The organism is Pseudomonas sp. No.21, assembly GCF_054558415.1.
Map to the genome: position 1 here is coordinate 35463 of NZ_BAAJNO010000013.1, position 13065 is coordinate 48527.

At 68.7% G+C, this 13065-nt stretch carries 13 protein-coding genes; 5 read left to right on the top strand and 8 right to left on the bottom strand.

Going from position 1 to position 13065, the window contains the following annotated elements; translation table 11 throughout:
- Positions 1-5: 5 nt before the first annotated feature.
- Together ACYJSS_RS24670 and ACYJSS_RS24675 are read left to right on the top strand one after the other, a co-directional pair.
- The gene (locus tag ACYJSS_RS24670) at positions 6-1607 is read left to right on the top strand and encodes a 5-guanidino-2-oxopentanoate decarboxylase (protein ID WP_236206364.1); all 1602 of its coding nucleotides are present in this window, start codon (positions 6-8) and stop codon (positions 1605-1607) included.
- Positions 1608-1809: 202 nt separating this feature from the next.
- Positions 1810-2535 (top strand): MBL fold metallo-hydrolase, encoded by a 726-nt coding sequence (locus ACYJSS_RS24675; RefSeq protein ID WP_236206363.1) that lies wholly within the window; start codon positions 1810-1812, stop codon positions 2533-2535.
- A gap of 27 nt (positions 2536-2562) precedes the next feature.
- Here ACYJSS_RS24675 and ACYJSS_RS24680 read toward each other — a convergent pair whose 3' ends face one another.
- The 3 genes from ACYJSS_RS24680 to ACYJSS_RS24690 form a co-directional block, all read right to left on the bottom strand.
- The gene (locus tag ACYJSS_RS24680; protein ID WP_256604856.1) at positions 2563-2697 is read right to left on the bottom strand and encodes a PA1414 family protein; all 135 of its coding nucleotides are present in this window, start codon (positions 2695-2697) and stop codon (positions 2563-2565) included.
- 139 nt (positions 2698-2836) lie between these two features.
- Positions 2837-4132, bottom strand: coding sequence for a PQQ-dependent sugar dehydrogenase (locus ACYJSS_RS24685; protein WP_111263537.1), 1296 nt, complete (start codon positions 4130-4132; stop codon positions 2837-2839).
- Positions 4133-4255: 123 nt separating this feature from the next.
- A complete protein-coding gene (locus tag ACYJSS_RS24690; RefSeq protein WP_236206362.1) occupies positions 4256-4882 on the bottom strand; it encodes a cysteine hydrolase family protein in 627 nt (208 codons plus the stop codon).
- 119 nt (positions 4883-5001) lie between these two features.
- Here ACYJSS_RS24690 and ACYJSS_RS24695 point away from each other — a divergent pair, with 119 nt between their 5' ends.
- Complete coding sequence (locus ACYJSS_RS24695) at positions 5002-5958, top strand: helix-turn-helix domain-containing protein (protein ID WP_236206361.1); 957 nt, start codon at positions 5002-5004, stop codon at positions 5956-5958.
- Between the two features lie 413 nt (positions 5959-6371).
- On the opposite strand, the gene ptrR is transcribed toward ACYJSS_RS24695, so the two are convergent.
- Entirely contained in the window at positions 6372-7244 is an 873-nt protein-coding gene (gene ptrR, locus ACYJSS_RS24700; protein WP_236206360.1) for a putrescine utilization regulator PtrR, read from the bottom strand.
- A gap of 102 nt (positions 7245-7346) precedes the next feature.
- Between ptrR and ACYJSS_RS24705 the strand changes: the two genes are divergently transcribed.
- Complete coding sequence (locus ACYJSS_RS24705) at positions 7347-8516, top strand: YbfB/YjiJ family MFS transporter (RefSeq protein ID WP_236206359.1); 1170 nt, start codon at positions 7347-7349, stop codon at positions 8514-8516.
- A 192-nt stretch (positions 8517-8708) separates the two neighbouring features.
- Here the strand turns inward: ACYJSS_RS24705 and map are convergent, their stop codons facing one another.
- The 4 genes from map to ACYJSS_RS24725 form a co-directional block, all read right to left on the bottom strand.
- A complete protein-coding gene (gene map / locus ACYJSS_RS24710; protein WP_111263534.1) occupies positions 8709-9500 on the bottom strand; it encodes a type I methionyl aminopeptidase in 792 nt (263 codons plus the stop codon).
- Complete coding sequence (locus ACYJSS_RS24715; RefSeq protein WP_236206358.1) at positions 9497-9718, bottom strand: ParD-like family protein; 222 nt, start codon at positions 9716-9718, stop codon at positions 9497-9499. The genes map and ACYJSS_RS24715 overlap by 4 nt, the downstream gene beginning before the upstream one ends.
- 164 nt (positions 9719-9882) lie before the next feature.
- Entirely contained in the window at positions 9883-10968 is a 1086-nt protein-coding gene (locus ACYJSS_RS24720) for an extracellular solute-binding protein (protein ID WP_236206357.1), read from the bottom strand.
- Entirely contained in the window at positions 10965-12005 is a 1041-nt protein-coding gene (locus ACYJSS_RS24725; protein ID WP_043245835.1) for a histone deacetylase family protein, read from the bottom strand. The genes ACYJSS_RS24720 and ACYJSS_RS24725 overlap by 4 nt, the downstream gene beginning before the upstream one ends.
- 434 nt (positions 12006-12439) lie before the next feature.
- Between ACYJSS_RS24725 and ACYJSS_RS24730 the strand changes: the two genes are divergently transcribed.
- A complete protein-coding gene (locus tag ACYJSS_RS24730) occupies positions 12440-12781 on the top strand; it encodes a BRO-N domain-containing protein (RefSeq protein WP_173178906.1) in 342 nt (113 codons plus the stop codon).
- The last annotated feature ends 284 nt before the right edge of the window (positions 12782-13065 follow it).

A 13065-nucleotide genomic window follows, 5' to 3' on the forward strand; every position in this document is an offset into this window, starting at 1 on the left:
CTGCCATGACCACCTGCGGTGAATTCCTCGTCAAGCAACTGCAAGCCTGGGGCGTCGACACCGTGTTCGGCATCCCCGGCGTGCACACCGTCGAGCTGTATCGCGGCCTGCCCGGCAGCGGCATCCGCCACATCACCCCGCGCCACGAACAGGGCGCCGGCTTCATGGCCGACGGCTACGCGCGCGTCTCCGGCAAGCCGGGCGTGTGCTTCATCATCACCGGGCCGGGGATGACCAACATCACCACCGCCATGGGCCAGGCCTACGCCGACTCCATCCCCATGCTGGTGATCTCCAGCGTCAACGAGCGTTCGCGCCTGGGGCTGGGCAACGGCTACCTGCACGAGCTGCCCAACCAGCGCGCCCTGGTGGCCGGCGTCGCCGCCTTCAGCCACACCCTGATGAGCGTCGAGGAACTGCCGGCGGTACTGGCCCGCGCCTTCGCCGTGTTCGACAGTCAGCGCCCACGCCCGGTGCACATCGAGCTGCCGCTGGACATCATCACCGCCCCCGCCGACCACCTGCGGGGGCAGCCCCGCGCCGCCCTCTCGCGCCCGGCCCCGGCCATGGCCCAGCTGCGTGATGCCGCCAGCCGCCTGCGCAACGCCAGGCGCCCGCTGCTGCTGCTCGGCGGCGGCTGCGTCGAGGCCCAGGCGGAAGCCCGCGCCCTGGCCACCGCGCTGGACGCCCCCACCGCGCTGACCATCAACGCCAAGGGCCTGCTGCAACCCGACCACCCGCTGCTGGTGGGCAGCAACCAGTCGCTGGTCCCGGTGCGCCAGCTGGCCCTGGACGCCGACGTGGTGCTGGCCATCGGCACCGAGCTGGGCGAGACCGACTACGACGTGGTGTTCGACGGCAACTTCCGCATCGGCGGCGAGCTGATCCGCATCGACATCGACCCGCAGCAACTGGTGCGCAACCACACCCCGGCCCTGGCCATCCACAGCGATGCCCGCCTGGCCATGCGCGTGCTGCTGGCCGAGTTGCCGGCGCGCGAGGCCAGCACCAGCAGCCCGGGCGCACAGCGCGCCGCCGGGGTACGTGCGCAACTGGCCGAGGACTTCTCCGGCTGGGCGCACTACCGCCGGCTGTTCGAGTGCATCCTCGACACCCTGCCGGACGCCCGCTTCGTCGGCGATTCGACCCAGACCGTGTACAGCGGCAACCACCTGGTGGAACTGGACGGCCCGCGCCGCTGGTTCAACGCCTCCACCGGCTACGGCACCCTGGGCTACGGCCTGCCGGCGGCCATCGGCGCCAAGCTGGCCGAACCGGGCCGCCCGGTGATCAGCCTGATGGGCGACGGCGGCATCCAGTTCACCCTGCCGGAACTGGCCAGCGCCGTGGAAGCGCGGGTCGGGGTCATCGTCCTGCTGTGGAACAACCAGGGCTACGGCGAGATCAAGCGCTACATGGAACGCCGCGACATCACCCCGCTGGGCGTGGACATCTACACCCCGGACTTCATCGCCATCGCCCGCGGCTTCGGCTGCCAGGCGGAGAAGGCCCGCGACCACGCCCACCTGCAGGAACTGCTGCGCAATGCCCCGGGCGACCGCCCGCTGATCATCGAGGTCGCCGAGGCCCCGCCCTTTGCACCGTGAAACCGGGCTCCCGGGCTGAAGCCCGGGCTACGTGCGGGGGCGTTTCGCGAATGAATTGGCTCCCACAGTCGTAGGGTGGAGGTCGCTCTTTACCTCCACCAGGCGGAGCCGGGTGCTGCACGCGCCTGTGCCGTAAACGCCACCTCCATGGCCTGCACCGGACAGGTATGCTGCCCCCACAACCACAACAAGGGAGCCCCCGATGAAGATCGTCAGCCGCGACCGCTGGTTCGAGGTCGAGCACCTCTACGACGGCGTCAGCCTGATCAGCGAGCCCTATGTGCGCCCCTTCTACCGCTGCAACCTGTGGCATGTGCAGGGCCGCGACCGCGACGTGCTGGTGGATTCGGGCTCGGGCCTGGTGAGCCTGCGCGAGCAGTTGCCCTGGCTCACCGAACGCCCGCTGCTGGCGGTGGCCAGCCACACCCATTTCGACCATATCGCCGGGCACCACGAGTTCGACCAACGCCTGGTGCACCCCGCCGAGGCGGACATCCTCGCCATGCCCGATGGCGACAACACCCTGGCCCGTGCCTTCGTCGGCGACGAGATGTTCGAGGCGCACCCGGACTGCCCGCTGTGCTACGCCGAGTACCGCGTCAAGGCAGCGCCGGCCACGCGGCTGATCGAAGAAGGCGATGTGCTGGACCTGGGGGACAGGACGCTCGAGGTGCTGCACACCCCCGGGCATTCACCCGGTGGCATCAGCCTGTGGGAAGAGCGGACCGGCACCCTGTTCAGCGGCGATATCGTCTACGACGGGCCACTGATCGAGGACGCCTACCATTCGGACCTGGATGACTACGCGAAAAGCCTCGCACGGCTGCGCGAACTTCCGGTTCGCACCGTGCATGGCGGGCATTTCCCGAGCTTCTCCGGGGAGCGTCTGCGCGAACTGATCGGTGCCTGGTTCAAGGCGCACGACTGACCGCGCAGGCGACCCGCACAAGGCGCCCTAGCGGCGCCGGCGTTGCTCGGCCAGACGACGCTGCTCGTCGCTGCGTACGGGGATGGGTTGCAGACGCGGGCGCTCGCTCAGCCCAAGGGTCACGGACAACTGCCAGGCGATATGGCTCAGCCAAGCTTTCATGGGCCCCTCCAATCGATCAAAAGGTTGGTCGGGCGGCCCGAGTCAGGTTGGCCGCCCTCGGCGAACGGAACGATTCCGCTGCCAAGTACAGAGTAGTCCTGCCGCGCCAAAGCGAAAATGCCCTGGATCAAATTTACCCTCAGGGTTCGGCACGAACCTGCCACAAGCTGTTGCCGGCATCGTCCGCCACCAGCAGCGCGCCGCTGGGCAGCACGGCGATGCCCGCCGGGCGACCGAAGACCTCGGCCTTGTCCGCATCCTTGACGAAGCCGGTGAGGAAATCCTCCGGCGCACCGGCCGGTTCACCGTTCCTGAAGGGCACGAACACCACCTTGTAGCCGGCGAGCGCGCGGCGGTTCCACGAGCCGTGCTGGCCGATGAAGGCGCCCTCGCGGTAGCGCTCGGGGAAGGCCTGCTGGGTGTAGAAGGCCAGGCCGAGCGATGCGGTATGCGCGCCCAGGGAGAGTTCGGGCCTGCGCGCCTTGGCCACCAGGTCCGGGCGCTTGCCGGCCAGGCGCGGGTCCTCGTGGGGGCCGAAGTAGGCGTAGGGCCAGCCATAGAAGGCGCCCGCCTCCACCTTGGCCAGGTAGTCCGGGACCAGGTCCTCGCCGAGGTTGTCGCGCTCGTTGACCACCGTCCACAGGTCCTGCGTGCCCGGTGCCCAGCCCATGCCCACCGGGTTGCGCAGGCCGCTGGCGAAGATGCGCTCGCCGCTGCCGTCGGGGTTGATCTCGAGGATGTTGGCGCGGCGCTCTTCCTCCTGCATGCCGTGGTCGCCCAGGTTGCTGGCCGACCCCACCGAGATGTAGAGCTTGGAATTGTCGGCGTTGGCGAGGATGTTGCGCGTCCAGTGGTTGTTGTAGCCGCCGGCCGGCAGGTCGAGGATCTTCTCGCCCTCGCCGTGGATCTTCAGGTCACCCGGCTGGTAGGGGTAGCGCCACAGCGCATCGGTGTTGGCCACGTAGAACCAGTCGCCCACCACCTGCATGCCCAGCGGCTGCCTGAGGCCGTCGAGGAAGGTCACCCGCTGCTCGGCCACGCCGTCGCCGTCGGTATCGCGCAGCAAGGTGATGCGGTCGGCGCTCCTGCCGTAGTTCTGCGATTGCAGCTTGCCGTCCTTGCGCGCCTTTTCCCGGGCCTTGTCGTCCTTCAGCTCGGTGTTGGCCTCGGCCACCAGCACGTCGCCGTTGGGCGTCACGTACAGCCAGCGCGGGTTGTTCAGCTCGCCGGCGTAGCGGTTGACGCGAAAGCCCTCGGGGGCGACGGGCGCCTGCCCATCGGCCCAGCCCTGGACCTTGCTGTAGTTCTTCACCTTGTGGGTCGGGTCGGGGGGCGGCAAGGCGTCATCGGCCCGGGCGAAGCCGGCCAGGACGATCACCAGGAACAGCCCGGCGGCAAGGCTGAAGACGACATTGAGGGGATTGGGCTCGCCCATGGCTCGGTCCTTTTCGTGTGAGGGGCACACTGCATCGACCGGGCCCTGCCAGCAGGGTTCAGGGAATATTTCTGCAACGCCGGCAGGCCCGTCCCAGAGCGCCGGGACGGGCCTGCCGCTGCGTCAGCCGCGCGCCTTCACCGCGCGCTGGTTGGAGAGGTAGAGGTTGTCCGGCTGCAGCGCCTCACCGGTGGCGACCGCGGCGAGCCATTGCTCGGTGCTGGCCACGGCGGCGAAACCGGTGTGGGAGACCAGGGTGAACACCCGGTGGATCTCCTCGGCGCTGGCCGAGCCGAGGTCGTTGGCGAAGGGCACCGAGCCGGTGGCGTCATGCAGCAGCTCGACGTTCCAGCCTTCATGGCGGGCCTGGCGCGCGGTGGACTCGTCGCAGTGCTGGGTCATGTAGCCGACGATGGCCAGGGTGTCGATGCCGCGCTCGCGCAGCCAGGGGCCCAGGTCGGTGCCGGTCAGGGCGCTGGGCAGGGCCTTCTGCACCCGATGGTCGTGGGCACGGTCGGCCACCAGCGCGTGCAGTTCGGCACCGCGGCTGCCCCGGGCGAAGATCGGCGAATCCTCCGGCGCCAGGTGCTGCACCAGCACCACGGGGATGCCGGCGGCGGTGGCGGCGTCCATCGCCCGGCCGATATTGGCCAGGGACTGGTCCACGGGCGGGTATTCGATCAGCAGGTCGCCGCTGACGTATTCGTTCTGCACATCGATGACGATCAGCGCACGCTTCGGCTGGGCCATGGTGGAGCTCCTTGTGGTGATTGGACTGGAGCGCATTCTTCGCCCTGGCGCCCTCGACGGGTGAGTGGCCCGACTGCCAACTTCCGCTAATATCGGGCCAACCCAAGGAGCCCCCGCCCATGCAGGAACACGTGATAGTCGTGGTCGCGTTCGACCGCATCATCCCCTTCCACCTCTCGGTGCCCTGCCTGGTATTCGGCGAGACCTGCCCGGAGATGGCGCCCTTCGACCTGCGCGTGTGCGCGGCCGAAGCAGACCCGTTGCGCACCACCGCCGGCTTCACCATCGCCGTCGAGCTTGGCCTGGAGGCCATCGCCAGCGCCGACACGGTGATAGTGCCCAGCTGGCGCCACCCCGACGAACGCCCGCCGCAGGCCCTGCTGGACGCCCTGGTCGCCGCCCACGCGCGTGGCGCGAAGATGGTCGGCCTGTGCCTGGGCGCCTACGTGCTGGCCGAAGCCGGCCTGCTCGATGGCCGCCGCGCCACCACCCACTGGGCCTGGGCCCGCGACTTCGCCGAGCGCTACCCGCAGGTGCAGCTGGACCCGGACGTGCTCTACCTCGAAGACGGCGAACTGCTGACCTCGGCCGGCACCGCCGCCGGCATCGACTGCTGCCTGCACCTGCTGCGCCAGCACTGCGGCGCCGAGACCGCCAACCGCGTGGCCCGGCGCCTGGTGGTGCCGCCCCACCGCCAGGGCGGCCAGGCGCAGTTCATCGAGCAGCCCCTGCCGACGAGCCCGCGCGACGACCGCCTCACCTGCGTGCTGGATTGGGTGCGCAGCAACCTGGAGCAGGAGCACAGCCTCGACAGCCTGGCCCAGCGCGTGCTGATGAGCCGGCGCACCTTCAGCCGCCACTTCCGCCAGCTCACCGGCAGCACCCTTGGCGAGTGGCTGCTGGCCGAGCGCCTGGCCCTGACCCAGCGCCTGCTGGAGAGCACCGACCAGAGCGTGGAAAAGATCGCCACCCTCGCCGGCTTCGGCTCGCCCGTCTCGCTGCGCCACCACTTCGGCCGCGCCTTCGGCGTCTCGCCCTCGGCGTGGCGGCAGAGTTTCCAGGGGAGCGTGGCGTAGCCCGCGATCGGCTCACCGTAGGTTGGCGCCGAGCACAGCGAGGCCCAACGCTGGGTATCGGGCCTCGCGCAGGGGTCGAGTCTGATCGCGGATGAATCCGCTCGCACGATCTGGCGCCGCTGGGCGAGTAAAAATCCACGTTCTTAGAACGTGGCTTTGCTTTTTGCTCCCTGGAAGGGGCGCATCAGACCTCGGAACATGCAGCCGCCACTCACTCCAGACGTAGGGTGTGCTGCGCGCACCTCGGACTCGCCGGAAGCACCTCGCGGAGGTGCGCACGGCACACCCTACGGCACGCGTTCATCCTGCTGGGTTCTTAATTCAAATCGCCACAGGCAGAGCCGATGACTTATGAACACGCCCGAAGGACGTGGTTTCCCACGCTCAAATAAATTCGCCCCTGCAGGCAAGGGTTACGCGGGTTGCATGGGCTCTACGTCCATCACCTCGATCCACGCCTTGAGGTTGGCGCCGAGCATGCCCTTGCGCCACATCAGCCAGGTGGTGGTGTGGTCGAAGGGTTCGGCCAGGTGATGCACCGCCACCGCTTCGCGGCCGGGCAGGGTCTCGAGCATGGACAGCGGCATCAGCGCCACGCCGCCACCGGCGACCACGCAGGCGAGCATGCTGTGGTAGGACTCGATCTCCATGATCTGCCCCATGGGCACCCGCGCGGCGGCGAACCAGCTTTCGATGCGTTTGCGGTAGGAACAGCGCGGGCGGAAGCTGTATACCGCCTCGCCCAGCACATCCGCCGCCGAGGCCACCGGGGCGTGGCCGAGGCTGGTGATGAGCACCAGGGTTTCTTCGAACAGCGGCAGGCCGTCCAGCTCGGCGTAGTCCATGGGGCCGTCCACCAGTGCCGCGTCGAGCCTGCCACTCACCAGCCCCTCGATCAGCTCGCCGCTGGGCAGCGTCTGCACCTGCAGGTTGACCGCCGGCCAGGCCCGGTGGAAGCGCGCCAGCATCCCTGGCAGGTGGATGGCGGCGGTGCTGTACATGGAGCCGATGACGAATTCGCCCGCCGGCTCACCGCCCTTGAGCGCTGCCTCCGCCTCGGCCTGCAACCTGAACATGCGCTCGGCGTAGCCCAGCAGCACCTTGCCCTCGGCTGACAGCTGCAGGCGCTGGCGTTCGCGCAGGAACAGGTCCACGCCCAACACCTCTTCCAGCTGGCGCAGGCGGGTGGAGAGGTTCGACGGCACACGATTCATGCGCACCGCGGCCTTGGCGATGGAGCCTTCTTCGGCGACCGCCTGGAAGATGCGCAGCTGACTGAGTTCCACGGCAAATATTCTCTTTAGTTGAACAAGTTGTTCTTTATTATTCGTTTTAACTGAACAAGTCAAAACCCTAGCATGGCTTCCATCGCCACTCCGGAGGCCGCCATGTCGCCCATCATCCGCATCCTCGCCAGCACCCTCGCCCTGTTCGTCGCCATGGGCGTGGGGCGCTTCTCGCTCACCCCACAGCTGCCGCACCTGATCGCCGAGGGCCAGGTGGACCTCACCGGCGCCGGCCTGATCGCCGCCGCCAACTACCTCGGCTACCTGGTGGGCGCCCTCGATGCCCTGCGTGCCACGGCGCCGGCCCAGGCCCATCGCCGCCTGTTCGGCGGCCTCTGGGCGGGCGTCGCCATCACCCTCGCCTCTGCCTGGGCGTTCGGCTTCTGGCCCCATGTGGCGCTGCGTTTCGCCGCCGGCGTGGCCAGCGCCTGGGTGCTGGTGGTGCTCACCGCCCTGGCCGCCCAGGTGGCGGTGCAGGCCGGCCGCCCGCGCCTGGCCGGGCTGATCTTCACCGGGCCGAGCCTGGGTGTGCTGGCCACCGGGCTGATGGCCCTGGCGCTGAACCTGCTGGGCCAGGGCTCGTCCAGCGCCTGGCTGCTGTACGGCGTGACCGCGCTGGTGCTGACCCTGGCCATCCACCCGCTGCTGCCGCGTCCGCAGGAGCGCGCCAATGCCGCGCTGCAGCCATCGGGCCCGCGCCCCAAGGCCTTCTACCCGCTGCTGGTGGCGTACTCGCTGGTGGGCATCGGCTACATCATCCCCGCCACCTTCCTTTCGCAGATGGCCGCCGCGCAGTTCCACGGCCAGTGGCTGGCCGACCTGTTCTGGCCCGCCTTCGGCCTCATCGCCACCCTCGGCGTGCTGCTGGTGAGCCTGCGCCGCCCGGGTTCCGGCAACACCGGCCGCTGGCTGGTGGGTGCGCTCTGGCTGCAGGCGCTGGGGGTGCTGGCCTGCCTGTTCCCGGGGATGACCGGGCTGGCACTGGGGGTGATCTTCTGCGGCGGCCCCTTCCTCGCCAGCATGCTGCTGGTGATGCAGCGGGCCCGGGAGATCGACCCGCTGGGCCACGCCCGCAACGTCGGCCTGCTCACCGCCGGCTTCGCCCTGGGCCAGCTCGGCGGCCCGCTGCTGGCGGCCCTGAGCAGCCACTTCAGCGGCGGCCTGCGCCCCGCCCTGCTGCTCGCCGCCGGCGCCCTGCTGCTGGCGGGTGGCTTGATGCTCAAGGCGCGGGAAGAGGTGAAGGTGGAAGCCGTGGCGGCGTGCCGGGGGTGAGCGAGCGATAACCGGCCGCTCCGCATCGATGGGTTTCGCGGAGCTCTACCCATCCTACAAAGGCTCCAATGCACGCTTCGTAGGATGGCGTAGAGCGAAGCGAAACCCATGCGGTTGCGCGCCCACAAGGTACCGACCAGCCCCCTTTGCGCAGCGCGCTCCCGGGCTGAAGCCCGGGCTACAGGTTGCCTGCTACGGCGTCGCCGGGAAGGCGTCGCGCTCTTCCTCGCGCAGGGTGAGCACGCGAAAGCCGGTTTCGGTGACGAGGATGGTGTGTTCGAACTGGGCGGAAAGGCTGCCGTCGCGGGTGATGACGGTCCAGCCGTCGGCGAGGGTGCGGACGCTGCGGCGGCCCTGGTTGATCATCGGCTCGATGGTGAAGGTCATGCCCGGCTGCAGGCGCAGGCCCGTGCCGGGATGGCCGACGTGGACCACCTGCGGGCTTTCGTGCATCTGCCGGCCGATGCCGTGGCCGCAATACTCGATCACCACCGAGTACCCCGCCTCCTCGGCACGGCTCTGGATGGCGTGGCCGATGTCGCCCAGCGTGGCGCCCGGGCGCACCAGGCGGATGGCGTCGTAGAGGCACTGCCGGGTGGTGTGCACCAGGCGCCGGGCGTCGTCGCTGATGGTGCCGAGGCAGTACATCTTGCTGGTGTCGCCGTAGAAGCCGTCCTTGATCACCGTGACGTCGACATTGACGATGTCGCCCTCCTGCAGCACCTCTTCCGCCGAGGGCCAGCCGTGGCAGACCACCTGGTTGACCGAGGTGTTGACGGTGAAGGGGTAGCCGTACTGGCCCTTGCTGCCGGGGATGGCCTTCAGGGTCTCGACGATGTAGCGCTCGGCGAAGGCGTCGATCTGCGCGGTGGTGACGCCGGGGACGATGAAGTCATCCAGCGCCTCCAGCACCCGTGCCGCCAGGCGGCCGGCGACGACCATGCGCTCGACCTCCGCGGCGTTCTTGAGGGTGACCTTGCTCACTCCACCGCCTCCACCGGCGGCGTGGCGGAGAGCTCCAGCTCGCGGGCCTCTTCCATCAGGCGCTTGATGATGTCGGCGTAGGTCAGCTCCGGCTGGGCCTCGGCGAGCATGCCGATGCGCATCCAGTGCTCGGCCTGGGCATTGATGGAGCGGGACATGGCGCGGCAGGCGATGCGCGCCTCTTCGTGCAGTACATCGGAAATCTTGACGATACCCATGGCAATCGATCCATATACGAAACGCTACATAACATAGCATTTCATTTTGGAATCGCAAATGAGAAAGGGCCGCGGTGCGGCCCTTCTTTGCTGCTCGCCATCACCTGGGACAGCGATGGGTTTCGCTTCGCTCAACGCCATCCTACGGCGCGAGCGCGGGCGCCTCAGGTGCCGGTCTTGATCTTGGTCCAGGTGCGGGTACGGATGCGTTCCAGCTTGGGCGGCAGCATCTCCACCGAGAACAGCTTGGCCTGCACCTCCGCCGGCGGGTAGACGTTGGGGTTGTCACGCAGGGTGGGCGAGATCAACCCGTCCGCCGCCTGGTTGGGGTTGGCGTAGGCCACGTGGTCGGAGATGGGCGCCACCACCTCCGGGCGCAGCAGGTAGTTGAGGAAGGCGTGGGCCTGCTCGACGTTCTGTGCGTCCTTGGGGATGGCCAGCACGTCGAACCAGGCGGCGGTGCCTTCCTTGGGAATGCGGTATTCCACCTTCACCCCGTTACCGGCTTCCTCGGCGCGGGCGGCGGCCTGCATGGCACCGCCGGACCAGGCCAGGGCGACGCAGATCTCGCCGTTGGCCAGGTCGCTGACGAACTTCGAGGAGCTGAAGTAGGTGACGCTCGGGCGCAGGCGGGTGAGCAGTTCCTCGGCCTTGGCGTAGTCCTCGGGGTTGCGGCTGTTGGGCGGCAGGCCCAGGTAGTGCAGCACCTCGGGGATCACCTCGGTGGGCGAGTCGAGGAAAGCCACGCCGCACTGCTTGAGCTTGGCCAGGTTGTCGGGGTTGAAGATCAGCTCCCAGGAATCCACCGGTGCGTTCTCGCCCAGCACCGCGCGCACCTTGTCGAGGTTGTAGGCGATGCCGTTGGTGCCCCACATGTAGGGCATCACGTACTGGTTGCCCGGGTCCTTGGCGGCCAGCACCTTGAGCAGCGCCGGGTTGAGGTTCTTCCAGTTGGGCAGCTTGCTCTTGTCCAGGGGCTGGAACACGCCGGCCTTCATGTAGTTGGGCAGGAAGCCGTCGCTGGGCACCACCAGGTCGTAGCCGGAGTGGCCGGAGAGCAGCTTGGCCTCCAGCACCTCGTTGCTGTCGTAGACGTCGTACTTGGGGGTGATGCCGCTGTCCTTGCGGAAGTTCTCCAGGGTGTCCGGGGCGATGTAGTCGAACCAGTTGTAGATGCGCACCACGGGCTCGGCGGCGGCGTTGAGGGAAGTGCCCAGCAGCGCCAGGGCGACGAGATGGCGGGCGTTCATCGGGCCACCTCCTCAAAGCCCTGCAGCACGTTGACGGCGTTCACGCCGATGGCCTCCACCGCGTAGCCGCCTTCCATGATGAACAGCGTCGGCAGGCCGAGGGCGGCGATGCGCCGGCCCATGGCCAGGTAGTCGGGCGAATCCAGCTTGAACTGGGAGATGGGGTCGTCCTTGTAGGTATCGACGCCGAGGGAGATCACCAGCGCGTCCGGCGCGTAGGCGGCGATCTTGCCGCAGGCGTCCTCCAGCGCGGCGGCCCAGCCGTCCCAGCCGGTGCCGTGGGGCAGCGGGTAGTTGTGGTTGCAGAGCGCGCCTGCGCCTTCGCCGCGCTCGTCGGCGTGGCCCAGGTAATAGGGGTATTCCACCAGCGGGTCGCCGTGGATCGAGGCGAAGAGCACGTCGCCGCGGCTGTAGAACAGCTCCTGGGTGCCGTTGCCGTGGTGGTAGTCGACATCGAGGATGGCCACGCGGCGCGCGCCCTGGTCGAGGAAGGCCTGGGTGGCGATGGCGGCGTTGTTGAAGAAGCAGTAGCCGCCCATGAAGTCGCTGCCGGCGTGGTGGCCCGGCGGGCGGCACAGGGCGAAGGCGGTGTTGGCGCCGTTGCGCATGTGGTCCTGGGCGGTGAGCGCGACCTGCGCCGAGCTGTACACGGCCTGCCAGGTGCCGGCGGTGATGGGCGCCTCGGTGTCGAAGCAGTAGTGGCCGAGCTGGCCGTGCAGCGCGGTGGGGATGGGCCCGTCACGGCGTAGGCGGCGCGCGGGGAAGGTGCTCGGCAGCATGTCGCAGCTGTGGCCTTCGGCGGCCCAGCGCGCCCAGGCGCCCTTGAGGAAGTCCACGTAGGCGGCGTCGTGCACCCGCAGGATGGGTTCCAGGCCGAAGTCACGGGGCTCGATCACCTCGCCCAGCGCCTGGTGGCGCACCCGCGCCAGCACGGTGTCCGCACGGCTGGGCATCTCGAAGCAGGGCTGGAGCTTGCCGTCCACCAGTTCGGACTGGCCGAAATGGAGACGGTGGTCGTCGCTGTACACGGTCAGCATGCCGGGAACCTCATCTTGTTATGGGTGGATGGATTCTGTGGCCGATCGTGGCCCCTTGCGCAGGGGGACGGGCGGCCAATAGGGGATCGAAATGGCCAACCTGACTGGCCACAGGGTTGCGGCCGGGCAGGCTCCGACAGTTCTGACATGACAACTGCATTGCCGTCCTACAAGGGGCTTGGGCAGCATCCCGCTCCGTTGCAACCTTGGTTGCAACCGGGATTAGAACCCCGGATGAGTGATTGCAGAACACGCCATAAGCAGGATCGACGGGCCTCGGCTCGTGGCTTCTGGCCGTCTATGGCGGACTGTGCAAGGCGGGCTTTGCCCGGCCGGTCGTTGCTCCCGGTGGTTCTAACCTTGCACGGTCCGCCACCCCAACACCCGGATGGCCGGGGGTGGCGGCTCCAATGGATTCGACAGGGAGCTGCATCATGACCAACCGCTATTTCGACACCCTCCGCTTCTTCCGCTACCGCCGCCTGCTGCGTGCCACCCTCATCCAGCACGAACCCTGGTTCGCCGCCCGCGACCTCGCCCGCCTGATGGGCATCCACTTCGGCGACAAGGTCCAGGCGCGCCTCGACCCCGACCAATGGCGCCTCGGCCTCATCGCCGCCGGCGACGGTACGGTGGGCGAGGAAATGATGGTCAGCGAATCCGGCGCCTACGCCCTCCTCCAGCGCCACTTCCCCCACCCCGAGAACCGCAACCTGCGCCAATGGCTCACCCAGGAAGTGATCCCGGCGCTGCGCCAGGCACGGGCGATCGCCTGACTCCTCGCATGGGCCATCCCGGGCTGAAGCCCGGGCTACCCGGTGCGCAGGGCCACCGGGTAGCCGGTGCCACCCCACCGAGCCGGATGTACCGCCCCACCTTCACTGGATCCCCGCGTTCGCGAGGATGACGGGGTTACCCGAACCTCCCCGCCCATACGTCACCCCCGCGAACGCGGGGGCCCACTGAACACAATGCGGACGCAAGCAATGTGGGGGGCGGGAAACGGCAGCGGTGGGCTGAAGCGGAGCACCGCCCGACCCACCCCACGCGTCACGTGTGG